Annotated in this window: 25 protein-coding genes; 15 read left to right on the forward strand and 10 right to left on the reverse strand. The window is 63.7% G+C overall.

Annotated features, from left to right (window positions below; translation table 11 throughout):
- Positions 1-303: 303 nt before the first annotated feature.
- Entirely contained in the window at positions 304-1563 is a 1260-nt protein-coding gene (icd, locus tag ASD94_RS16175; protein ID WP_056644835.1) for an NADP-dependent isocitrate dehydrogenase, read from the reverse strand.
- Positions 1564-1787: 224 nt separating this feature from the next.
- Between icd and ASD94_RS16180 the strand changes: the two genes are divergently transcribed.
- Together ASD94_RS16180 and ASD94_RS16185 are read left to right on the forward strand one after the other, a co-directional pair.
- A complete protein-coding gene (locus tag ASD94_RS16180; protein ID WP_056644838.1) occupies positions 1788-1991 on the forward strand; it encodes a hypothetical protein in 204 nt (67 codons plus the stop codon).
- A 199-nt stretch (positions 1992-2190) separates the two neighbouring features.
- Entirely contained in the window at positions 2191-2733 is a 543-nt protein-coding gene (locus ASD94_RS16185; protein WP_082576906.1) for a DUF192 domain-containing protein, read from the forward strand.
- Between the two features lie 167 nt (positions 2734-2900).
- Here the strand turns inward: ASD94_RS16185 and ASD94_RS16190 are convergent, their stop codons facing one another.
- Positions 2901-3482 (reverse strand): superoxide dismutase, encoded by a 582-nt coding sequence (locus ASD94_RS16190; RefSeq protein ID WP_056644841.1) that lies wholly within the window; start codon positions 3480-3482, stop codon positions 2901-2903.
- A 212-nt stretch (positions 3483-3694) separates the two neighbouring features.
- Positions 3695-5020 (reverse strand): exodeoxyribonuclease VII large subunit, encoded by a 1326-nt coding sequence (xseA, locus tag ASD94_RS16195; protein WP_056644844.1) that lies wholly within the window; start codon positions 5018-5020, stop codon positions 3695-3697.
- Between the two features lie 352 nt (positions 5021-5372).
- On the opposite strand from xseA, the gene ASD94_RS16200 reads away from it, so the two are divergent.
- The 6 genes from ASD94_RS16200 to adk all read left to right on the forward strand — a co-directional run bounded on the left by ASD94_RS16200 (position 5373) and on the right by adk (position 9496).
- Positions 5373-6020: a MotA/TolQ/ExbB proton channel family protein gene (locus ASD94_RS16200; protein ID WP_056644847.1), complete on the forward strand. Its 648-nt coding sequence runs from the start codon at positions 5373-5375 to the stop codon at positions 6018-6020.
- Positions 6021-6025: 5 nt separating this feature from the next.
- A complete protein-coding gene (locus ASD94_RS16205) occupies positions 6026-6460 on the forward strand; it encodes a biopolymer transporter ExbD (protein ID WP_056644850.1) in 435 nt (144 codons plus the stop codon).
- Between the two features lie 5 nt (positions 6461-6465).
- Positions 6466-7566: a tetraacyldisaccharide 4'-kinase gene (gene lpxK, locus ASD94_RS16210; RefSeq protein ID WP_082576907.1), complete on the forward strand. Its 1101-nt coding sequence runs from the start codon at positions 6466-6468 to the stop codon at positions 7564-7566.
- A gap of 27 nt (positions 7567-7593) precedes the next feature.
- Positions 7594-7776 (forward strand): Trm112 family protein, encoded by a 183-nt coding sequence (locus ASD94_RS16215; RefSeq protein ID WP_056644853.1) that lies wholly within the window; start codon positions 7594-7596, stop codon positions 7774-7776.
- A complete protein-coding gene (gene kdsB / locus ASD94_RS16220; RefSeq protein WP_082576908.1) occupies positions 7773-8597 on the forward strand; it encodes a 3-deoxy-manno-octulosonate cytidylyltransferase in 825 nt (274 codons plus the stop codon). Before ASD94_RS16215 ends, kdsB begins: the two co-directional genes overlap by 4 nt.
- Before the next feature lie 242 nt (positions 8598-8839).
- Positions 8840-9496, forward strand: a complete 657-nt coding sequence (adk, locus tag ASD94_RS16225) for an adenylate kinase (RefSeq protein ID WP_056644856.1) — start codon at positions 8840-8842, stop codon at positions 9494-9496.
- 178 nt (positions 9497-9674) lie between these two features.
- On the opposite strand, the gene ASD94_RS16230 is transcribed toward adk, so the two are convergent.
- Genes ASD94_RS16230 through ASD94_RS16240 form a run of 3 tightly spaced genes read right to left on the reverse strand, consistent with a single transcriptional unit; the run spans position 9675 to position 11575 of the window.
- Positions 9675-10145 carry a DUF6152 family protein gene (locus tag ASD94_RS16230; RefSeq protein ID WP_056644858.1) on the reverse strand — a complete coding sequence of 157 codons (471 nt, stop codon included), beginning with the start codon at positions 10143-10145 and terminating at the stop codon, positions 9675-9677.
- 31 nt (positions 10146-10176) lie between these two features.
- Positions 10177-10596 (reverse strand): hypothetical protein, encoded by a 420-nt coding sequence (locus tag ASD94_RS16235; RefSeq protein WP_056645108.1) that lies wholly within the window; start codon positions 10594-10596, stop codon positions 10177-10179.
- Positions 10597-10615: 19 nt separating this feature from the next.
- A complete protein-coding gene (locus tag ASD94_RS16240) occupies positions 10616-11575 on the reverse strand; it encodes an asparaginase (protein ID WP_056644861.1) in 960 nt (319 codons plus the stop codon).
- An 83-nt stretch (positions 11576-11658) separates the two neighbouring features.
- Here ASD94_RS16240 and lexA point away from each other — a divergent pair, with 83 nt between their 5' ends.
- Both lexA and ASD94_RS16250 read left to right on the forward strand, forming a co-directional pair.
- Positions 11659-12333, forward strand: a complete 675-nt coding sequence (lexA, locus tag ASD94_RS16245; protein ID WP_056644864.1) for a transcriptional repressor LexA — start codon at positions 11659-11661, stop codon at positions 12331-12333.
- A gap of 1053 nt (positions 12334-13386) precedes the next feature.
- On the forward strand, positions 13387-14394 hold the full coding sequence (locus ASD94_RS16250) for a D-2-hydroxyacid dehydrogenase family protein (RefSeq protein ID WP_056644866.1): 1008 nt from the start codon (positions 13387-13389) through the stop codon (positions 14392-14394).
- Positions 14395-14521: 127 nt separating this feature from the next.
- Here ASD94_RS16250 and ASD94_RS16255 read toward each other — a convergent pair whose 3' ends face one another.
- From ASD94_RS16255 to ASD94_RS16270, 4 genes are all read right to left on the reverse strand, one after another.
- A complete protein-coding gene (locus tag ASD94_RS16255; RefSeq protein ID WP_056644869.1) occupies positions 14522-15649 on the reverse strand; it encodes a branched-chain amino acid ABC transporter substrate-binding protein in 1128 nt (375 codons plus the stop codon).
- A 131-nt stretch (positions 15650-15780) separates the two neighbouring features.
- The gene (locus ASD94_RS24105) at positions 15781-16374 is read right to left on the reverse strand and encodes a hypothetical protein (protein WP_082576909.1); all 594 of its coding nucleotides are present in this window, start codon (positions 16372-16374) and stop codon (positions 15781-15783) included.
- A complete protein-coding gene (locus tag ASD94_RS16265) occupies positions 16374-16808 on the reverse strand; it encodes a DNA polymerase III subunit chi (protein ID WP_056644871.1) in 435 nt (144 codons plus the stop codon). Before ASD94_RS16265 ends, ASD94_RS24105 begins: the two co-directional genes overlap by 1 nt.
- A gap of 7 nt (positions 16809-16815) precedes the next feature.
- Positions 16816-18369 (reverse strand): leucyl aminopeptidase, encoded by a 1554-nt coding sequence (locus ASD94_RS16270; protein WP_056644874.1) that lies wholly within the window; start codon positions 18367-18369, stop codon positions 16816-16818.
- Between the two features lie 23 nt (positions 18370-18392).
- Here ASD94_RS16270 and lptF point away from each other — a divergent pair, with 23 nt between their 5' ends.
- The 5 genes from lptF (at position 18393) to ASD94_RS16295 (ending at position 23244) form a co-directional block, all read left to right on the forward strand.
- Positions 18393-19499: an LPS export ABC transporter permease LptF gene (gene lptF / locus ASD94_RS16275; protein WP_056644877.1), complete on the forward strand. Its 1107-nt coding sequence runs from the start codon at positions 18393-18395 to the stop codon at positions 19497-19499.
- Positions 19496-20605: an LPS export ABC transporter permease LptG gene (lptG, locus tag ASD94_RS16280; RefSeq protein ID WP_056644880.1), complete on the forward strand. Its 1110-nt coding sequence runs from the start codon at positions 19496-19498 to the stop codon at positions 20603-20605. The genes lptF and lptG overlap by 4 nt, the downstream gene beginning before the upstream one ends.
- Before the next feature lie 21 nt (positions 20606-20626).
- On the forward strand, positions 20627-20998 hold the full coding sequence (locus tag ASD94_RS16285; protein WP_056644883.1) for a sirohydrochlorin chelatase: 372 nt from the start codon (positions 20627-20629) through the stop codon (positions 20996-20998).
- Positions 20999-21070: 72 nt separating this feature from the next.
- Positions 21071-22012 carry a CysB family HTH-type transcriptional regulator gene (locus tag ASD94_RS16290; protein ID WP_056062356.1) on the forward strand — a complete coding sequence of 314 codons (942 nt, stop codon included), beginning with the start codon at positions 21071-21073 and terminating at the stop codon, positions 22010-22012.
- A 65-nt stretch (positions 22013-22077) separates the two neighbouring features.
- Complete coding sequence (locus ASD94_RS16295; RefSeq protein WP_056644886.1) at positions 22078-23244, forward strand: pyridoxal phosphate-dependent aminotransferase; 1167 nt, start codon at positions 22078-22080, stop codon at positions 23242-23244.
- Positions 23245-23259: the final 15 nt, after the last annotated feature.

Here is a 23259-nt window from a genome sequence, read left to right on the forward strand (position 1 = left end):
ACACACTCAATCACCATGCTGTGCGTGGCCCCCACCTCTGTGCCTCACCGTGGAAGCATCCACCGGCCACATCTTCAGGGCAGGCAGCGCAGGCGGCAACAGCGCCAATCCATATTAGGGGCGAATGCCGCAAAACACCAACAATGAACGGCACCCCGCCGCGCCCGGCCACCAGCCGCAACGTGTGCGGCGCCCACCAACACAAAGCCCCTGATCCCGTTGCGGGATCAGGGGCCACAAAGTGCCATGGGCAACCGTGCCGAGCACGCGGGCTACATTGCCCGCGCCGACGCGTGACCGGTCCTACATGTTGTCGATCATCACTTGGCCAAAGCCTGAGCAGCTCACCTGCGTGGCGCCGTCCATCAGGCGGGCAAAGTCGTAGGTCACCTTTTTGGAGGCAATCGACTTCTCCAACGAGCGGATGATCAGGTCGGCGGCGGCGGTCCAGCCCATGTGGCGCAGCATCATCTCGGCCGAAAGGATTTCGGAGCCAGGGTTGACGTAGTCCTTGCCGGCGTACTTGGGCGCCGTGCCATGCGTGGCTTCAAAACACGCTACCGAGTCGGACATGTTGGCGCCTGGAGCAATGCCGATGCCCCCTACCTGCGCAGCCAGTGCATCGGAGATGTAGTCGCCGTTGAGGTTGAGCGTGGCCACCACCGAATACTCGGCCGGGCGCAGCAGAATTTGCTGCAGGAAGGCGTCGGCAATGCTGTCCTTGACGGTGATGTCCTTGCCCGTCTTGGGGTTCTTGAGCTTGCACCAAGGGCCGCCATCGATCAGTTCGGCGCCAAACTCCTTCTGCGCCAGCGCGTAGGCCCAGTCGCGGAAGCCGCCTTCGGTGAACTTCATGATGTTGCCCTTGTGCACGATGGTCACGCTGGGCTTGTCGTTGTCGATGGCGTACTGGATGGCCTTGCGCACCAGGCGCTCGGTGCCCTCGATGGAGACCGGCTTCACCCCCAGGCCGGACGTGTTGGGGAAGCGGATCTTCTTCACGCCCATCTCGTCCTGCAGGAACTTGATGAGCTTTTTCGCCTTGTCCGACTCGGCCTCGAACTCGATGCCGGCGTAGATGTCTTCCGAGTTCTCGCGGAAGATCACCATATTGGTCTTTTCAGGCTCTTTCAGCGGTGAGGGCACGCCCTTGAAGTACTGCACAGGGCGCAGGCAGACGTACAGGTCCAGCTCCTGGCGCAGCGCCACGTTCAGCGAACGGATGCCGCCGCCCACCGGCGTGGTGAGCGGCCCCTTGATGGAGACTACGTACTCGCGCAGCACCTGCAGGGTTTCGTCGGGCAGCCACACGTCGGGGCCATAGACCTTGGTGGACTTTTCGCCTGCATACACCTCCATCCAGTGGATCTTCTTCTTGCCGCCATAGGCCTTGGCCACGGCGGCGTCCACCACCTTGATCATGACGGGCGTGATGTCGAGGCCGGTACCGTCTCCTTCAATGAAGGGAATGATGGGCTCGTCCGGCACATTCAGGGACATGTCGGCGTTGACAGTGATTTTCTGGCCTTCGGCAGGCACCACGATGTGCTGGTAAGTGGTCATGGGGGGAGTCTCCGGTGTACGCCGAGGGTGATTCGGTCGATGAAGGGGCAAGGCGAGGACAAGATGCACCGCCGCAGGCGTGGCGGTGTGACTTCGAACAATTCTAATGACAAAAATTTTCGTCCAAGCCCCTGTCAACGCGCCGGGCGCTGCTATCGTTGCGAGTGGAGCCGTACGATTTTCGCGCGGCCCTTCAACCTTCGTTCACACTGGAAACGGCATATATGAAAAAACTCCTCGCTGTCCTCGTGGCCGGTCTGTTCACTGCTGGTGCTTTTGCACAGGCACCCGCAGCCGCCCCTGCCACCACCGCTCCTGCAGCCGCTCCCATGACGGCCCAGGCTGCTGCCCCGGCCACCAAGAAGGTCGCCAAGAAAAAGACCACTAAAAAGGTCGCCAAGAAGAAAACCGCCCACAAGGCAGCCTGAAGCATCGCAAGGCCTGACTGTCCCTGCCACAGGGTTCTCGGGCCTTCACTGATTCAAAATCGCCCGCTGATGCGGGCGTTTTCTTTGGTGCTGCCGCCTCCCGCCTGCGTACTGCCCGAACTTTTTGCGCCCCCTGCAGTCCGTCCCTGGCGCAGTCCGTTGTAAGTTGTTGTTCCTTGTTGACCAGAAAGCCCCGCCCATGACCGCCTTACGCGCCATCCCAGCCCTCCCGTTTGACGCCCTGCGGGGTGCCATCGGCATCCAACGCCTTGCCCGCCGCGCAGCCCGGGCCTGGGGCACGCTAGCGGTGATGGTCTGTGCACTGGCGGCACCCGCTGGCATCGCGCAGGCACAGGAAGGCCCGCAGATGAACCTGCGGCGCGTGGATCTGAACGCCGGCATGCACCGCATCGATGCCCAGGTCGCCCTCACCCCGCAGGAACGCCAGACCGGCCTGATGCACCGCAAGGAAATGCCCGCGCACGAGGGCATGCTGTTTGTGTTCGAACAGCCGTCCCAGCAGTGCTTCTGGATGAAGAACACCTTGCTGCCGCTCACGGCAGCCTTCATTGCCGATGACGGCACCATCGTGAACCTGGAGGACATGAAGCCCCAGACGCTGGATTCGCACTGCTCCACCAAGCCTGTGCGCTACGTGCTGGAGATGAACCAGGGCTGGTTTGCCAAGAAGGGCATCAAGGCCGGGACCAAACTCGGCGGGACCCCGTTTGCCCGGCAGTAATACACCCGGCTGCTGACGCTATATTTTCAATAGCATCACAGACATGATTCCCTAGCGCATCCAGCCGAAAAGACTTCAACTTTTCAGTGGAGCAACAAAAAACGGCCCGAGGGCCGTTTTTTGTTGTGAGCGCGATGTGAGTGTCACACCGCGACTGCCTGGAGCGATCAGGCGAAGTTGGCTTCGGCAAACTTCCAGTTCACCAGCTTGTCGAGGAAGGTCTCGACGAACTTGGGGCGCATGTTGCGGTAGTCGATGTAGTACGCGTGTTCCCACACGTCCACGGTCAGCAGGGCCTTGTCAGCGGTGGTCAGGGGCGTGCCGGCGGCACCGGTGTTGACGATGTCCACGCTGCCGTCGGCCTTCTTCACCAGCCAAGTCCAGCCCGAACCGAAGTTGCCCACGGCGGACTTCACAAAGGCTTCCTTGAAGGCGGCGTAGCTGCCCCACTTGGCATTGATGGCCGTAGCCAGCGCGCCCGAAGGCTCACCGCCACCCTGGGGAGCCATGCAGCTCCAGAAGAACGTGTGGTTCCAGATTTGCGCTGCGTTGTTGTAGATGCCGCCGCTGGCCTTCTTGACGATCTCTTCGAGCGTCATGGCTTCAAACTCAGTGCCCTTTTGCAGGTTGTTGAGGTTCACCACGTAGGCGTTGTGGTGCTTGCCGTGGTGGTACTCCAGGGTTTCCTGGCTGTAGTGCGGGGCCAGGGCGTCGATGGCGTAGGGCAGCGGGGGAAGGGTGTGTTCCATGGTGGTGTTTCCTCGTGGTTTGAAATTCTGGGATGCCGCCTGCAACGCTTCTCTTTCGGGAGCAATGCAGTCGGACGCAGCGCGAAGGGGGCATTGTAGGAACATCAGGTGACCTGTGCAGCATGTGGACTCCCCAATCCGGCCCACCATGCCACAAACCGCCTCTGTCCTACAGCAGGGCTGCTTGCAGCCCCTGGCTCCGCGTGGCCCAGTTACAGCAACCGTGGCTGTGCCACCGTCACATCCACCGCCCCATCGGCCAAGGTGGCCCGCAGCGCATCACCGGGCCGGGCCTGGCGGATGCTGGTGACGGCCTGGCCGCTGGTGTCGGTCAGCAGCGCATACCCGCGCTGCAACACGAGGCGCGGGTCCAGCAAATCGAGCCGCAGAGCGGCACGCTCCAGCCGCTCTGCGTTCTGCGCCACGCTGCGTCGCACAGCCTGGGGCAATTGGGCCTCCAGCACTTGTTGGCGCTGCGCCAGGCGCTGCATTTTCAGGAGCACTCCGTGGCGCATGCGCTGCGCAAGGCGCGCCAGTTGCAACTGCTCCCGTGCCACCAGGCCCGAGGGCCGACCCAGACGCGCAGCGGCCTGGTCCAGCCGCTGGTGGCGGGCATCGAGCTGGCGCTCCACGCCATCGCTCAGGCGGCCCGCGAGCAAGTCCAGTGCGCCCAGCCAGACCTCACGCGGCTGAGCTACCAGCTCTGCCGCCGCCGTGGGTGTGGGAGCACGCAGGTCTGCGCAAAAGTCGGCAATGGTGAAATCCGTCTCGTGCCCCACGCCGCTGACCAGGGGCACCGGGCTTTGCACGATGGCGCGGGCCAGCTGCTCGTCGTTGAAGGCCCACAGGTCCTCGATGGAGCCGCCCCCGCGCACCAGCAGAATCACGTCAATCGGCGGACTCTGGGTCGAACCAGCCCCAGGTGCCCGTCCCGCTTGCGCCAACAGATATAGTTTTGATAGCGCTGCAATGATTGACGGTGGGGCGGCCATGCCCTGCACCTGCGCGGGCACCAGCACCACCGGGATGTGCGGCACCCGGCGGCGCAGCGCCGTGACCACATCGTGCAGCGCTGCCGCACCGGTCGAGGTAACCAGCCCGATACCACGCGGCTGCAAAAGCAGCGGGCGCTTGCGTGCAACGTCAAACAGGCCTTCGGCGTCGAGCTGCGCCTTCAGCCGCAAAAACTGCTCGAACAACGCGCCCTGCCCCGCGCGCTGCATGCTTTCCACGATGAACTGCAGGTCGCCCCGCGCCTCGTACACCCCCAGACGCCCGCGCACTTCCACCAATTCGCCATCGCGCGGCGAAAAGTCAAGCAGGGTGGCCGCGCGGCGAAACATGGCACAGCGCAACTGCCCGTTGGCGTCCTTGATCGAAAAATAGCAATGCCCGCTGGATGCGCGCGAGAAGCCCGTGATCTCGCCGCGCACCGCGACTGGATTGAAGCGCGCCTCTAAGGCGTCAGCAATGGCGCGGCACAGCGCGCCAACTTCCCAGATTCGGGGCGCCGCTGCTGGGCCTGGGCGCTCAAACATGAGAAACGGCGGGCTTTGGCGCCGCGATCACCGTGCAAGTACTCCACAGTTTCGGACCAGCGGGAGTCTCCGCTCGCATCGACGGCGCCACCGGCCGCAAAACACCAGCCCACGTACAAGTCATTGATTTATATACGTTTTTCATTGCACATTTTTTCATCATTCTGTTGCAAGCACGGCGCGAAGCCACTTGGCGGGGCTCTGGATGCGGGTTGCCCACAAAGTTATCCACAGTTTTTGTGGGTGAGCGTGCCGGTCGATGGCATGCGCAATAGCGTAACTATTTGTGACTCGGCGGCCGTTGCAAGCTAGGCCATAATCGCCGATTGCTTTCATCTGCGCGGAGAGAGATTTGCTGTCCATCATACAAGCCGCAGGCTGGCCCATCTGGCCCCTGGTCGCGTGTTCCATCCTGGGACTGGCACTGATTTTTGAACGTTTTCTGGCCCTGAAAACGGCCCGCGTTGCCCCCCCCCAGCTGCTCGACGAAGCCATCACGGTGTCGTCCAAGGCCCTGCCCACCCCTGACGTGGTGAACCAGCTGGCGCAAAACTCCGCCCTGGGTGAGGTGCTTGCCAGCGGTCTGCGTACCCTCAACAGCAACCCCCAATGCAGCGAGACCGACCTGCGCGCTGCCATGGAAGGCACCGGCCGGGCCGTCGCTCACCGGCTGGAAAAGTACCTCTCCGCCCTCGCCACCATCGCCTCGGCGGCGCCACTGCTGGGCCTGTTGGGCACCGTCATCGGCATGATCGAGATCTTTGGCTCGCAGTCTGGCGGCGGTGGTGTGGGCCAGGCCATGGGTGGCGGCAACCCGGCCCAGCTGGCGCACGGGATCTCGATCGCGCTGTACAACACGGCATTTGGCCTGATCGTGGCCATCCCCTCCCTGATCTTCTGGCGCTACTTCCGGGCCCGCGTGGATGCTTACCTGCTCACGCTGGAGCTGGCTTCGGAGCAGTTCGTTCGCCACATCCTGCGCCTGCGCAAAGCCAAATAAGCGCCATGAACTTTCGCCCCCGCGCCAAGGATGAGCCCGAGATCAATCTGATCCCGTTCATCGACGTGCTGCTGGTGATCCTCATCTTTCTGATGCTGACCACCACCTACAGCAAGTTCACGGAGCTGCAGCTCACCCTGCCCGTGGCCGATGCCGAGCAGCAGCGCGACCGCCCCAAGGAAGTGATTGTCTCGGTGGCAGCAGACGGCCGCTACGCCGTCAACAAGACCGGCGTCGAAGGCAAGAGCGTGGACGCGATCGCGCAAGCGTTGCGCAGCGCCGCAACGGCGGGCCGCGACAGCGTGGTCATCATCAGCGCCGACGCCATGTCGCCGCACCAGTCCGTGGTCACGGTGATGGAAGCCGCGCGCCGCGTGGGCCTCACGCAGATCACGTTTGCCACGCAGTCTTCCGCGTCGGGCCGCGCGGCCAGTCGCTGACGGGCATGGCCGCTTTCGGGCCGCAGCCGCCCCGGACTTCGGCCCTGCAGGCCTCCCCACCCAAGACCGAACAGCGGCTGCAGAACATCTGGCAGTCCCGGGGTCCAGCGGCCTGGGCGCTATGGCCTGTCTCCCTACTGTATGGCGCCTTGGTCGCCTTGCGCCGCTGGCTGTACCGCAGGGGCTGGCTTCGCGCCGAACACCCGGGCCGCCCCGTCATCGTGGTGGGCAATGTGATTGCCGGAGGCGCCGGCAAGACGCCCGTAGTCATCGCACTCGTCAAACACCTGCAGGCACGCGGCCTGCGCCCAGGCGTGATCTCGCGCGGCTATGGCCGCAGCATGCAGGACTGCCGTGCCGTGCAACCCGACAGCCCCGCCAGCGAGGTGGGCGACGAACCTGCCCTGATTGCCCGCAGCGTGGCGGGTGGCGGCATGGTGCCCGTGTTTGTGGCCCCACGCCGCATCACCGCCGCACGTGCGCTGCTGGCGGCCTACCCTGATACCGATGTGATCGTCTGCGACGACGGCTTGCAGCACCTGGCACTGCAGCGGGACCTGGAGATCTGCATCTTCAATGACCAAGGCATCGGCAACGGTTTTCTGCTGCCCGCAGGCCCGCTGCGGGAGCCCTGGCCCCGCGCTGTGGATATGGTGCTGCACGCGGGCAGTGCGCCGCCCTGTGGAACGACGGCACCTGCGTTTGCGCTTCAACGCAGCCTCGCGCCCTACGCCCTGCAGTCGGACGGCCGCCAGGTGCCGCTGGCCGACCTGCAAGGGCAACCGCTGCATGCGGTGGCGGCAGTGGCCAGGCCCGGTGACTTCTTTGCCATGCTGCGTGCCCAAGGTCTGACCCTGGAACGCACCGAGGCGCTGTCCGATCACTATAATTTTGATAGCTGGCAGCGCACATCTAACAAGCACTTACAGCTTGTTTGCACTGAAAAAGACGCCGTGAAGCTCTGGAGCCATCACCCGGACGCACTGACTGTACCGTTGGCCGTGAGGCTGGCACCTTCCTTTTTTGACGCGCTGAATGGCTGGTTGGCCCAGCTCGTCCCTGGAGCCGAGACCACAAAGCCGCCGCTATCATCGCCCCCTGCCTGAACGAATCCCCCCGGAAAGCCCCTCCCCATGGACCCGAAACTGCTTGAACTGCTGGTCTGCCCCGTCACCAAGGGCCCCCTGACTTACGACCGCGAGGCGCAGGAACTCATCTCGCGCAGCGCGCGCCTGGCCTACCCGGTGCGCGATGGAATCCCGGTGCTGCTGGAGAACGAAGCCCGCACGCTGACTGACGAGGAACTGGAGCGGTGAACGCCCACGCTGCCACCGCAAGCCCCTTCACGGTGCTGATCCCGGCCCGCATGGCATCGAGCCGCCTGCCGGACAAGCCGCTGGCCGACATTGCCGGCCTGCCCATGGTGGTGCGCGTGGCCCAACGTGCCGCACAGAGCGGCGCAACCCGCGTGGTGGTAGCTGCGGACGACGCCCGTATCCTGCAAGCCTGCGCGGCCCATGGCGTACACGCTGTCATGACCCGGGCCGACCATGCCAGCGGCAGCGACCGGCTGGCCGAAGCGTGCGTGCAACTGGGTCTGGACGGCGACGACATCGTGGTCAACGTGCAGGGCGACGAGCCGCTGATAGACCCCGCGCTCATCAACGACGTGGCCGCTTTGCTGCAAGACCGCGAAGGCCAACGCCCCGAAGCCAGCATGGGCACCGCCGCCCATGCCATCGCGTCCTTGGCCGACTACACCAACCCCAATGTGGTGAAGGTGGTGCTGGACGCACGGGGTCTGGCCCACTACTTCAGCCGTGCACCCATCCCTTTTGGGCGCGACCACGCGGGCACGGCCTGGTGGCAAGGCGCGGCGCAGGCCGCCCAGCCCGGTGTGGCGGCGCTGCAAGGTTTTGCGCCGCTGCGGCATGTGGGCATCTACAGCTATCGCGCCGGGTTCCTCCGGCAGTTTCCGCAACTGGCGCCCGCACCGACCGAGGCAGTCGAGGCGCTGGAACAGCTTCGCGCACTCTGGCACGGTCACCGCATTGCCGTGCACGTGGCAGACGTGGCGCCGGGCCCGGGCGTGGACACGCCCGAGGACCTGGAACGGGTGCGCGCACTGCTCTGCTGATCGTTCTCAGGCTCCTGGCGGTGCGCACTTGGGGCGCGCTTTGCACGCATGGGGGGACGCCTGACGGCCAGGTGGGCGCACCGACCTAGAAACGGTCACCCCTGTAAGTCAGCGCAAGGCGGTCACATGCTATCCTCAACTGTAACGAGAGCACCGCATCCCGGGCGCACAGAACGGCTTCAGGCGCCCTTCGAACGTCCCCGCCAGCGGCGCCACCCGATTTCTAACCTTCGAGGACATCCATGAGACTGATTCTGTTGGGCGCGCCTGGCGCCGGAAAGGGCACGCAAGCCACGTTCATCTGCCAGAAGTACGGCATCCCCCAAATCTCCACTGGCGACATGCTGCGTGCAGCCGTCAAGGCCGGCACCCCCCTGGGCCTGCAGGCCAAGGCGGTGATGGATTCGGGCGCCCTGGTCAGTGACGACATCATCATCGGTCTGGTCAAGGAGCGCATCACGCAGGCAGACTGTGCCAACGGCTTCCTGTTTGACGGATTCCCCCGCACCATCCCCCAGGCCGACGCCATGAAGGCCGCCGGCGTCAAGCTCGACTACGTGCTCGAAATCGATGTGCCCTTTGACGCCATCATCGAACGCATGAGTGGCCGCCGCTCGCACCCCGCCAGCGGCCGCACCTACCATGTCAAGTTCAACCCCCCCAAGGTCGAAGGCAAGGACGATGTGACCGGCGAAGAACTGATCCAGCGCGAAGACGACAAGGAAGAAACCGTCAAGAAGCGCCTGCAGGTCTACAGCGACCAGACGCGTCCCCTCGTGGACTACTACAGCAACTGGGCCCAGGCCGAGCCCACCGCTGCGCCCAAGTACCGCGCCATCAGTGGCACGGGCAGCGTGGACGAGATCACCGCGCGCGCGCTGCAGGCACTGGCCAGCTGATTGATTGAGCCGCATCCCACTCGCCTGACGCAGACTCGGGCGGGCAATGCCCATCAAGCGACGCTCCACACCGGGGTGTCGCTTTTTTCATGGTGAATCAATAAAGGCGGAAACAGTGCCGCCAACTTGCCCCAGGGCGGGTGAGAACGCAGCCACCACGCCGACTACCCTACCCCGCTCAGGCAGGACTGGAGCGCAAGCCATAGGCCTTGCCGCCCACAAACAGGTACTCGGCGCGCAGCACCGCCACACCCTTCTCGTCCCGCAAGGTAAATCCAACAACGGACAGCGCAGCGCCCGGCTTGATCTCCGGCACCTGCCAGGCCTGCAGGCGGGTCAGGGGCGCTAGCTCGATCTCCCAGATGCGGTCCTTGCGGGTGGGCAGCACAGTCTTGGCCAGCAACGCACGCCCATCCACGGGCGCAGTCTGAGCGGGCACTGCTCGCTGCGCAAGGTCCGCAGGCAATTGGAGCGCGGCGGGTAGCTCCAGCTCCAGCTCGGCATGCGGGTTCTGCCAGCGTACCTTGCGCACGGAGCCCTCCAGATACAGCGGCCGATCTGCATCAAAGCTGCTCCAGCCATGGTGTGCATGCACCCCCAAAGGCAAGGCACTCGCGGCGATCAGCACATGGCGACGTTGCAGGCTCATACAGGCTCCTGATGAACAAAATGGGCAAATGTCAAACGTACGCGATCCAGCGGCCACAGGCCACCACCGCCAGCCACACCAGCGTGGAGGCCAGCATTTGCCAACGCGCCAAACCATCCAGGCGCGTGAGCGAACCGCGTGCATGAAACCACGCCGCATTGCAGCCCGCAAGCATTAACAACAGCATCTTCCAGGTAAAGGCCCGGTTGCTGATCAACTCCATGGGTTGGGTGGCAAACATCAACAGACCCGACGCCGCCGCCAGCCCAAAGCCGCACAGCGCCAGACTCAAGCTCAGCCGGGCCAGTTCTTTGACCGACAAGGCCGCACCGCGCCCAAACACCCTCAACTCCAACACAACGAGATTGCCGAGCAACAGCGCAATGCCCACGATGTGTACGACTTCGAGCGCGGGGTAAGCCCAGGCGTAAGTCTTGAGGGCAGTGAACACGGTGCGCAACCCTTCCTGCTCAATCCATCCGCAGCAAATCCAGGATCAAGGCAACCCGCGCCTTGACGGGTGACAGACCTTGCGAGGCAGGCAGCGCGTCTCCGGGCTTGGGCAGCACCTGCCCCTCGGCGCAGCGGGTCGAGCGCACCACCCGCACCCCAGCGGTCTGTGCACGCAGCAAGGCCGCCTCCAGATCATGGTGAATCGTGCCATTGCCAGTGCAGGCCACCACCAGGCCCTGCACCCCCTCGCGCGCAAGGGCGTCCACCGCCCTGCCCGACGCACCTGCATGGTTCATGATCACTTCCACCCAGGGCCAGGCAGCAGCATTTACTACACTATTCATAGCGCCAGAAGCTTGATTTTCCAGAACTACGGGCCCATTGAATGCCCAACGAACGGTTCCCTCTTCGACCCAGCCCAAAGCGCCAGCCTCCCCGGAGCTGAAAGCATTGACGCGATAGGGATGCACTTTTTGCACATGGCGAGCGCCGTGCACATCACCCGCAGCAACAGCCAGCACACCCATCGACCCCGGTGCCAGCACTACGGCCACCGCGTCCAGCAGGTTCTGGGGACCATCGGGGGTCAGGGCGGTGGCGGGCCGCATGGCGCAGGTCAGCACCACGGGTTTGCGCGCATCCAGCACTTCGTGCAAAAACCAGGCCGTCTCTTCCAGGGTGTCCGTGCCGTGGGTAATGACCACACCCCGCACCTCTGGGTCGTTCAGATGGTGGGCGCATCGCAGTGCCAATGTGCGCCAAACCTCGCACTCCATGTCCTTGCTGTCGATCTGGGCCACTTGCTCTGCCACCAAGCCGCCGCCTGCCAGCGCCTGCAAGCCGGGCACCGCATTCAGCAGTTGCTCCACCCCTACCTGCGCAGCGGTGTAGCCAATGTTGTCCCCCGCCTGTGCCGAGGTGCCAGCAATCGTGCCCCCCGTGCCCAAAACCACAATTTTTTGCCCACTCACTTGCATACTCCGAAAAACTGGTGAAAAATACAGTTACTGGATTAAAAAACAGTTGTTCGTCACTGTAACCGTCTGCACCGGAAACCACCATGCTCGACAACCCCAAACTCACCGCCCGCCAGCAGCAGATTCTGGACCTCATCCAGACCGCCATTGCACGCACCGGCGCGCCCCCCACCCGCGCAGAAATCGCGGCCGAGCTGGGTTTCAAATCGGCCAATGCGGCCGAAGAACACCTGCAGGCCCTGGCCCGCAAAGGCGTGATCGAACTGGTCAGCGGCACATCGCGGGGCATCCGCCTGCGTGGCGACACGGTACGCTCCATCAACGCCGCACGTGGCAACCAGTTCAGCCTGCCCATCCCGGGCCTGTCGCAGCTGGTCTTGCCCCTGGTAGGACGGGTGGCAGCGGGGTCACCCATTCTCGCGCAGGAACACGTGGACCAGACCTACAGCGTGGAGAACAGCCTCTTCCAGCACAAGCCCGATTACCTGCTCAAGGTGCGTGGAATGTCCATGCGCGACGTCGGCATCATGGACGGGGACTTGCTCGCGGTGCAGTCCACCCGTGAGGCTCGCAACGGCCAGATCATCGTGGCCCGCCTGGGTGACGATGTCACCGTCAAGCGACTGCGCCGCACAGCGACTGCCATCGAATTACTGCCCGAGAACCCCGACTATCCAGTGATCGTGGTGCAGCCTGGCGAACCCTTCGAAATTGAAGGCTTGGCAGTGGGACTTATCCGCAACACCATGCTCATGTAGCACATATCCACAGGGCCACACCGTGGGTGGCGGGCGTTTGACGTACAGATCATCGTGGTCGGTACATCAGCCCTGCGGTGCAGGTCCCGTTGAACGCCAAGGCCTCTCAAGCAAGACTTGATTGATGCACCGGCGGAGCAGCTCGCTGCTCTGCCGGGGGATCGATTCGCGCTGTTTTCAGGTGCTTTGGCATACAACCACGTCGCAATCCTGCCTATGTCCAACCCCCGACTTTCGGAGTTTTCACATGGGAATTGCTTTGTTCACCCTTTCTTCAGTGCAGAACCCTCTGCGCAGCCTGAAACAGCTGTTTGCGAACCCGACGCGTACGGCCAAAGTCCGGCAGAACTTGTCGGCAGAGCCAGGAGACCTGGCAGGCGCCAATACCGGTGCGCTGATGGCAATGGCCTGTCGCAGCCATGCAACCTCTGCAACGCCACCCAACAACTCCACGGAGCCCCCAGGACAGCGCCCATTGCGCGGTAACTGGCCTTTTACCGCAAGGCCTCCTGTACGGGCACCGGAGGGCCCCGCCGGCCCCACCGCTCACCGGTCTTTTCTGCCAGCACACGCGCATGGCAGCAAGCGGCAAGCCTTTTTGGCGTGCTTAGGCACAGACACCTGCGCCCCCAAGGCCCCCAGGGTGCTGCGCCGGGCCTCTGACACAGGCTCGGGTCGCCTGGTGATTGCAGGCCGCATGGCGGACGTCTGCGCAGAGTTGGACCGTTTGGCTGCCTCCGAGACGCTCCGAGCCTGATACGCGGCGTGAGGACGCAGCTTGGTATCTGCGGCAGGTTCGCGCAAAGTGTCGGTTCGCAAGCGTTGGGCACCAGCGTACCCACGGGCCTGCAATAACGGGCCCGCAGCGTGAGACTGCGTTACAGCATGCCTCACGCGCTGTCGCTCTTACGACCCACTCTGCGCCACACCTGCAGTGCCGTGATTGCCGCTTCAACATTCGTGCAGCACTCAGTCACCAAAAACCGCAGGCTTTGATGTGCCCAGTGAGGCGTAGGGGGCATTCCTCTGCTCCTGCCAAGGCACAATGTCGGGATGAATATTGTGATCCTCGACGATTACCAGGATGCAGTGCGCAAACTGCACTGCGCCTCCCGGCTCGACACGTACACCGCCAAGGTTTACACCAACACGGTCAAAGGGCTGGGGCAGCTCTCGGTGCGGCTCAAAGATGCTGACATCATTGTGCTGATCCGGGAACGAACCCAGATCACACGCCAATTGGTCGAAAAACTACCGCGGCTCAAGCTCATTGCCCAAACCGGCAAGATTGGCAGCCACATTGATGTGGCTGCGTGCACCGAGCGGGGTATTGCCGTGGCAGAAGGGGTTGGCTCCCCCGTAGCCCCCGCCGAGCTGACCTGGGCCCTGGTGATGGCCTCCATGCGCCGCCTGCCCCAGTACATCTCCAACCTCAAACATGGCGCGTGGCAGCAGTCCGGCCTCAAGACCGCGTCCATGCCCGCCAACTTCGGGCTCGGCAGCGTGTTGCGGGGGAAAACTCTGGGCATTTGGGGCTATGGTCGCATCGGGCAACTGGTAGCGGGTTACGGTCGTGCGTTTGGCATGAACGTACGCGTCTGGGGCCGCGAGGCTTCGCGGGCGCAGGCACTGACGGATGGCTACCAGGCCGCAGCCACGCGCGAAGAGTTCTTTTCGCAATGCGACGTGATCTCGCTGCACTTGCGCCTGAACGACGAAACGCGCGGCATCATCTCGCTCGAAGACCTGTCATGCATGAAGCCCACTTCGCTGCTGGTGAATACGTCGCGTGCGGAGTTGATTGAACCCGACGCGCTGATTGCGGCACTCAATCGCGGCCGCCCTGGGATGGCGGCAGTGGATGTGTTCGAGAGCGAGCCGATCCTCCAAGGCCACGCCCTGCTGCGCCTGGAGAATTGCATCTGCACCCCACACATTGGCTACGTGGAGCAGGACAGCTACGAACTCTACTTTGGTGCAGCCTTCGACAACGTGGTGAATTTCATCAAGGGCACTCCGACCAACATCGTGAACCCTGGCTCACTGCAGGTCCGACGCTAGCAGCGCTAGCCGGTCGCAGCACTGGCTGTAGGTCGTGCGGTACAACAAAAAAGGCTTCCTTCGGGAAGCCTTTTTTGATGGCTGCAGGGCATCAAAACGCCCTGCAGTAGGAAGCCATACCCTGTGATTACAGAGGTGTCTTCTTGCCGTCCTTGTAGACGTACAGCGTGATGGCAGGGTTCTTCATTTCGCCGTTGGGTTCGAAGGCGATGGTGGAGGTCACACCCTTGAAGTTGGCCTTGGCGAGTTCGTTCACGTACACCTTGGGGTCCACGGAGTTGGCACGCTTCATAGCGTCGACCAGCAGGAACGTGGCGTCGTAGGTGTAGGGGCTGTACACCTGGAACTGGTTGGGGTACTTGGCATCGTACTTGGCCTTCCAGGCCGTGCCGCCGGGCATCTTGGCCAGCGAAGAGCCGCCTTCAGCGCAGATCACGTTGGCCAGGGTCTTGGCACCAGCAGCCAGCTTGGCGATCTCGGAGGTGCAGACGCCGTCGCCACCGAAGTACTTGACATTGGCCATGCCCAGTTGCTCCATCTGACGCAGCATGGGGCCAGCCTGAGGATCCATACCGCCGAAGAACACGGCATCAGGGTTCTTGGCCTTGATGGCGGTCAAGATGGCCATGAAGTCGGTGGCCTTGTCGGTGGTGAACTGCTCGTCCACAACCTTCATGCCCTTGGCTGCGGCAGTCTTCTTGAACACGTCGGCAACGCCTTGGCCGTAAGCGGTACGGTCATCGATGATCGCAACGGTCTTGAGCTTCAGGGTGTCCACAGCGTAGAACGCCAGACCAGCGCCCAGGGCGTTGTCGTTGGCGATGATACGGAACGTGGTCTTGTAGCCAGGCTTGGTCAGGTTGGGGTTGGTCGCAGCGCCTGTCACCATCGGGATGCCGCAATCGTTGTACACCTTGGATGCGGGGATCGTCGTACCGGAGTTGAGGTGGCCGACAACGCCAGCGACCTTGGAGTCGCACAGCTTTTGTGCGGCAGCAGTGCCCTGCTTTGGATCGGCAGCGTCATCTTCAGCTTGCAGCTCGAACTTGATCTTCTTGCCACCGATGGTGATGCCCTGAGCGTTCAGCTCTTCAATGGCCATGCGGGCGCCATTTTCGTTGTCCTTGCCGTAGTGGGCTTGGGCGCCGGAAACCGGAGCCACGTGGCCGATCTTGACCACTTGCTCTTGTGCAGAGGCCATACCAGCAACAGCCGCGATAGCAGCAACCACGGTCAGTTTCAACTTCAATTGCATATCAAATCTCCAGTAAAGATAAACGCTGAGAATCTTCTTGTGTCTCAACGCAGGCGAACATATCGCAATTTACGGGCCAGATCATTAGGGAACACGATTAAACGCGAGAGAAACCACAGGGGAATACCCTGTCATCCCTTTGGCATAGGGGGCACGCCACTGGCCAGCTCGTCCGCAACTGCCTCGTACACGGCATGCCTCACCACCGATTCGATCTCTTCGCGCAGACGCGGAAGCACTGAACGTGTCTGCTCCTGCACCACCGTGGCGATTGCCTCACGCAGGCGCTGGTCCAGCACCACATCCACGCGCTGCATGACGCGGTGCACCATGTACTCCTCCATTCCATCGGGCAAGGCACGGGCCGCAGCGGGCGCGGCCCCCGGTGTCGGGCCTGCAGAGAGGGCAGAAGGAACTACCGGGCTTGGTTGACCATGCGACACCGGAGCACGCGATACCTGAGGAGAAACCGCGGGCCATGGCGCAGCCACCGGGGAGGCGACAGGACGCGCAGTGATGGAAGGCGCGGCGGCCGGTGGCGCACCACCCGGCCGCACGGCGGGCGCCGCGGCCTTGGCCATAGCGGCAGACTGCGACGGCGACAGAACCGTGGTGCGCGCCGCCGGACTCGAAGCACCCGGTGCGAGCGGTGCGGCATCGGGCACCTGCACCACTTCGGTGAGCGTGGGTACAAAACGCGGAGGGGTCTTGGGTGGCAGCGCCATCAGCCTGCTTTCAACACCAGATCATGGCGGGTGATGGCGTAGCCCCGGGAGGCGTAGTGGCGCCACCGCGCGCGCGCCTGGGCACGGTCGGTTTCGTCCTGGGCACTCACCACTTCCACAAGGCGGTCAAACCGGCCAAAACCTTCCGGGACTTCCGCATTGAGATTCAAGAGGACTTCATGGTGTGGTGCCAGGCGTGCATCCTGCGCCAGCAATACCGGAGACGCCTGAACCAACTCCTCGTCAGCATCGGCGTGGCAGTGGGCCACAAAGTCCTGAGGGGCCATCAACCAGAGCATGCGGTCCAGCGCCTGAAGCGCATCCGCAGGCGCCGCGATGACCAGACGAGCCCCTGTGCGCTGAGCCTTGCGCGCAAAACGGCATGCATAGGCCAGCTTGTCTGGTGCGTTGAAGTGAAAAGCCACCTCGGTCATGGCACCGTCACGCAGCCTTGGTGCTGGAGGACCGCTTGGCCGCTGGCTTACCGGCCACTCCGGCGGCCGTCTTGGTCGCAATGCGCGACGTGGACTTGGGAGCCTTGGCCTGACGAACCTGCGCCTTGGACTGTTCCAACACATAGTGCACCAGCAGGCCCACCGGGCGCCCTGTAGACCCTTTGGCAGCGCCTCCCTTCCAGGCAGTACCCGCAATATCCAGGTGCGCCCAGGGCATATCGCCCACGAACTTTTGCAAGAACTTCGCAGCAGTGATGGAACCACCCGCACGGCCGGCCACATTGCCCATGTCGGCAAAGTTGCTCTTGAGGCCGTCTGCGTAGTCATCGTCCAGCGGCATGCGCCAGCAGAGGTCTTGCGCGGCCTCCCCGGCGGCCTGCAAGGACTCCGCCAGGCCGTCGTTATTGGCAAACAAGCCGCTGCGCACGCCGCCCAGCGCGATCACGCAGGCGCCCGTCAGTGTGGCGATATCCACCACGGCGGCAGGCTTGAATCGCGCGGCGTAAGTCAACGCATCGCACAGCACCAGGCGCCCTTCAGCGTCGGTGTTCAAAATCTCGATGGTCTGGCCGCTCATGCTGGTGACCACGTCGCCCGGCTTGACGGCCCGCCCGTCTGGCATGTTCTCGCACGCGGGGATCAGGCCCACCACATTGATGGCAGGCTGCAGTTCTCCCAGCGCGCGGAAGGTCCCCAGCACGCTGGCTGCGCCGCACATGTCAAACTTCATCTCGTCCATCTCGGGCGCAGGCTTGATCGAGATGCCGCCGGTGTCAAAGGTGATGCCCTTGCCTACCAACACGACCGGCGCCTGGTCCTTGGCAGCGCCGTTGTAGCGCAGCTCGATGAAACGCAGGGGCTCTTCAGAGCCCTTTGCCACCGCCATGAAGGCGCCCATGCCCAGACGTGCCACCTCTGCCGGACCATGCACCTTGCACTGGATGCGTGGCAGCTTGGTCAGGGTTTTGGCCGCGTCGGCCAGAAGGCTGGGGGTGGCATGGTTGGCCGGGCGGTTGCCCCATTCCCGCGCAAACTCCACGCCAGCCACCAAGGCCACACCGCTGTCAAATCCGTCACGCGCGCTGGCCGCATCGGGCACACCCACCACACAGCGGCTCAGGCTGCGCGCCTCTACCTTGGTCTTGGTGGTGGTGTACACATAGCTCACGTCTGCCACCGCCTGAACGGCAGCGCAAACGGCCGCAGCCGGGGCCTCCCCTGCGAAACACAGCACCACCCGCTTGGTCTGCGGCGCCTTGATGGCGCCACCCAACGACTGCAGTGCCTGACGCGTTGCGCGCGCCGAACCATCGCCCAGCCCCACCAGCACCACGCGGCGGGCTGCAACGGCGGGCACTTGGTACAGCTGCAGGTGTTTGCCCGCCTTGGTGGTCAGATCTCCGTTCTTCAGCGCCAAGGCCGCCAGCGCGGACAGCGCATCCTTGCCGGGCTTGAAGCCCTCGGGCAGCAGGACGATCAGCAGGTCGCATTTCTCCGAAGCTGCCGCAGCAAGTTCAAGGGTCTTGAGATCAAAGTTCATAATTGGTGTTTTCCTTCCAGCCAATGTTATTCGATTCATCCATCCGCAAGGAGCTGGCGCGCAGCTTCGGCGCGACCCTTGTGGTGCTGGTGACCGTGGTCATGACCATGATGCTCATCCGCACGCTGGGTCAGGCCTCCAAGGGCAGCGTCAGCCCGTCCGACGTGATGCTCGTCATGGGCTTCACCGTATTGGGGCAGTTGCCCACCATTCTCAGCCTCAGCCTGTTCATTGCGGTGGTCGGCACGCTGTCGCGCATGTACCGTGACAGCGAAATGGTGATCTGGTTCGCCAGCGGGCGCGGCCTGATCAGCCTGGTGCGACCGCTGCTGAGATTTGCCTGGCCGGTGATGGTGGTGATCTCCGTGCTGTCGCTGCTGGTGTGGCCGTGGGCCAACTCCCAGATCCAGGAACTCAAGACCCGCTACGAGCAACGCAGCGACATCGACCGCATCGCCCCGGGCGAGTTCCAGGAGTCGTCCAACGGGAGCCGGGTGTTCTTCATCGACAAGGACACCCCGGACACACTGGCCGCCAACAACGTCTTCATCGCTGCCAATGACGGTAAACGTGAATCCGTCACCTCCGCCCGCAGCGCCCGGCTGGAAACCCAGGGCGGCGAACGCATGGCCCTGCTCAGCGACGGCCAGCGCCTGGAGACTTCGCGTGACAAGCCCGGCGTGAAGATCAGCGAGTTCAGTCTGTACGGCACCCGCATCGGTAGCGCGCCCCCCGGGTCGGCAGAAGAACAAGCGGTGAAGACACGCACCACCTACGACCTCATGATGCAGCCGCTGCCGGCCTACCGCGCCGAGCTGGGATGGCGGCTGGGCCTGGCTCTGGCCGCCCTCAACTTTGTGCTGCTGGGCCTGGCCGTGGCGAGCGTCAACCCACGCGCGGCGCGCAGCACCAGCATGGTGTTTGCGCTGTTTGCCTTCATCGTCTACTACAACCTCATGACCCTGGGCCAGAGCTGGGTGGGTGCGGACCGGCTGGGCCTGACCAGCTTCATGGTGATGCTGCATGGCGGCATGCTGGCAGCCTCGCTGCTGGTGCTGGCGGTACGCCACAACCAGTGGACGGTGCGCCGCATGGGGCAGTCCCTGCGTGCCGGAGGGCAGCCCACATGAAAACCATCCGACGCCTGATTCACCGAGAGGCGCTGGGCGCCGTCGCCTTTGTCACTGTGGGCTTTCTGGCCCTGTTCTTCTTCTTTGACCTGGTGGATGAACTGCGCTGGGTAGGCCGTGCGGGTGCCGATGGCTACCAGCTCTCGCACGCGCTGCTGTTCGTGGTGCTCAGCATCCCCAGTCACCTGTATGAACTACTGCCGATCACGGTACTGATCGGCACCATCTTCGTGATGGCGCGCCTGGCCCAAAGCTCGGAGTTCACCATCATGCGCACCAGCGGCATGGGCCCCTGGCGCGCGCTGCGCACCCTGCTCACGCTCGGCGGCGTCTTTGTGCTGCTGACCTTTGCTGTCGGTGACTACCTGGCCCCCTTGACCGACCGCACCGCGCAGCTCATCAAGGTGCGCTACCTGGGGCGGCTGACAGCGGGCGCCACGGGCGCATGGCTGAAAGAGCGACAGGAGGACCATTCGTTTGCCGTCAACGTGCGCGCACTCACCCCCAATGGCGGCATGCTGGACGTGCGCATCTTCGAGTTCGACGACAAGGGCCGCCTGGCTTCGCAGACGCGGGCAGCATCCGGGCAGTTCGGCCCAGATGGATCGTGGACCTTGGAGAAGGTGCAGCGCAGCCACTTTGAGCAGCAAAACGACAAGAACGAGGCCCGTGTGGAGCACCAGGAAAGCCCCTCCCTGCAGTGGCCGACCAAGATCAGCGCCGACATGGTGGCCGCGTCCCTGCTCAAGCCCGACCGCATGGCCACGCTGGACCTCTTTCAGTTCATCCGACACCTGAACGCCAATGGGCAGTCCGCCCAAAAGTACGAAATCGAGTTCTGGCGCAAGGTGTTCTACCCCTTGAGCTGCCTGGTGATGGTGGTGCTGGCGCTGCCTTTTGCATACCTGCATTTTCGCTCGGGCGGCATCGCGGGCTACGTGTTCGGCGGCGTGATGGCGGGCATCAGCTTCTTCCTGCTCAACAACGTTTTCGGCTATGCGGGCAACCTGCAAAACTGGTCACCATGGCTGACAGCGGCGGCGCCCGGCCTGATCTATTCCCTGCTCTCGCTGGCGGCGTTTGGCTGGCTGGTGCTGAGACGCTGACACTCTGACTTTGCCTCGCCCATGACCCAAGCCATCGTCCTGTTTGCCCACGGGTCCCGCGACCCCCTGTGGCGCGCCCCCATGGAGGCAGTCGCAACGCGCATCGCAGCGCAGAGCCCGGACCGCAGGGTCAGCTGTGCCTACCTGGAACTGTGTGAGCCATCCCTGCCGGAGGCCGTCCGGCAACTGGTGGCCGATGGGGCCACCGCCGTGACGGTGGTGCCCATGTTCCTAGGCACCGGCAAACATGCCCGGGAGGATTTGCCCTTGCTGGTGCAGGAGCTGCGCACCACCCACCCAGGCGCGCAGTTTCATGTGCAAGCCGCCATTGGTGAGGACCCACGCATGACGGCCTTGATGGCAGAGATCGCCTGCGAAAGCCCGCCAGCCTGAAATTTCTGAGGTGCCGACCGTTTGCTTAGACGATTGCATCATAATGATGCAATTCTTTAGGCAATATTCGATATGAATCTGCACCAATTCCGCTTCGTTCAAGAGGCTGCGCGTCGCAACCTCAACCTGACCGAGGCCGCCAAGGCCCTGCATACTTCGCAGCCGGGCGTTTCCAAGGCCATCATCGAGCTGGAAGAAGAACTGGGCGTGGACATCTTTGCCCGCCACGGCAAGCGCCTCAAGCGCATCACCGAGCCCGGCCAGCACGTGCTCAAGAGCATCGAAGTCATCATGCGCGAGGTGGGTAACCTCAAGCGCATTGGCGAGCAATTCAGCGCGCAAGACAGCGGCACCCTCAGCATCGCCACCACCCACACCCAGGCGCGCTACGTGCTGCCGGTGCCCGTGGCGCGGCTGCGCGAGGCCTACCCCAAGGTCAACGTGAGCCTGCACCAGGCCACGCCCCACGAAGTGGCCCGCATGATCATCGACGAGGTGGCCGAGATCGGCATGGCCACCGAATCCCTGGCCGACTACCCCGAACTCGTCACCCTGCCCTGCTACGAATGGCAGCACGTGCTGGTCGTGCCCAACGACCACCCGCTGGCGCAAAAGGAGCGCATTGGACTGGACGACCTGGCCCATGAGGCACTAATCACCTATCACCCCTCCTTCACCGGCCGGGGCAAGATCGACCACGCCTTTGCGGCGCGCAAACTCACGCCCCGCATCGTGCTCGAAGCCATCGACTCCGATGTGATCAAAACCTATGTGCGCCTGGGCCTGGGCATCGGCATCGTGGCCGAGATGGCCATGCGCGACGACCCGGTGGGTGACCTCGCTGTGCGCCCCGTGGGCCACCTGTTCGGCCAGAGCGTGGCGCGCGTGGCCTTCAAGCGCGGCGCCTACCTGCGCAATTTTGTCTACAAGTTTGCCGAGCTGCTCAGCGACCGATTGAGCCGTGAACTCATCGCCCGCGCCATGACGGGCCATGTCAACGACTACGAACTCTGACCTGCATTCAGGCCAGAAACATACTGACTCCTCCAGAATTTTCCCGTTTTCCAAGCCGCTGCGCCATGACATCCACCACCGCCCGCACCCCCGCTTTCCCCAGCAAGCTGCCCAACGTCGGCACCACCATCTTCACCGTGATGTCCGCCCTGGCCACCGAGCACAAGGCCGTCAACCTGGGCCAGGGCTTCCCCGACTTTGAATGCGCGCCCGAGCTGGTGAACGCCGTCACTGCCGCCATGCAGGCCGGGCACAACCAGTACCCGCCCATGCCTGGCGTGCCCGCCCTGCGCGAAGCCGTGGCCCACAAGATCGAGGCGTTGCACGACCGGGCCTACCACCCCAACACCGAAATCACCATCACCGCGGGCGCCACGCAGGCCATCATCACCGCCATCCTGGCCATCGTGCACCCCGGCGACGAGGTGATCGTGCTCGACCCCTGCTACGACAGCTATGTACCCAACATCGAGCTGGCCGGTGGCAAGGCCGTGCGCGTGCCACTCACGCCCGGCACCTTCCGGCCCGACTTCGCCAGGATCAGCGCGGCCATCACGCCCCGCACCCGCGCCATCCTCATCAACAGCCCGCACAACCCCAGCGCCACCATCTGGACGGCCGAGGAAATGCGCCAGCTCGAAGACCTGCTCGCCCCCACCGACATCCTGCTCATCAGCGACGAGGTGTACGAGCACATGGTGTTCGACGGCGCCGAGCACCAGAGCGCCGCACGTTTTGCAGGCCTGGCCGCCCGTGCCTTCATCGTGTCGAGCTTTGGCAAGACCTTCCACGTCACCGGCTGGAAGGTCGGCACCGTGGCGGCCCCTGCCGCCCTGACGGCCGAGTTCCGCAAGGTGCACCAGTTCAATGTGTTCACCGTCAACACGCCCATGCAGCACGGCCTGGCGGCCTACCTCCACGATCCCAAGCCTTACCTGCAACTGCCGGCCTTCTACCAGGCCAAACGCGACCTGTTCCGTCAGGGGCTAGAGGGCTCACGCTTCAAGCTGCTGCCCAGCACCGGCAGCTACTTCCAGTGCGTGGACATCTCAGCGATCAGCGACTTGAACGAGGCCGATTTCTGCCAGTGGCTCACCCGCGAAGTGGGCGTGGCCGCGATTCCGTTGTCGGCGTTTTATGGCGATGGGTTTGACCAGCGTGTGGTGCGGTTCTGCTTCGCCAAGAAGGACGAGACGCTGCGCGCCGCGCTGGAACGGCTGCGCAAGCTGTGATCCGCAGGGCCTTTG

The organism is Acidovorax sp. Root70, assembly GCF_001428225.1.
In the GTDB taxonomy this organism is placed as follows: Bacteria; Pseudomonadota; Gammaproteobacteria; order Burkholderiales; family Burkholderiaceae_C; genus Acidovorax.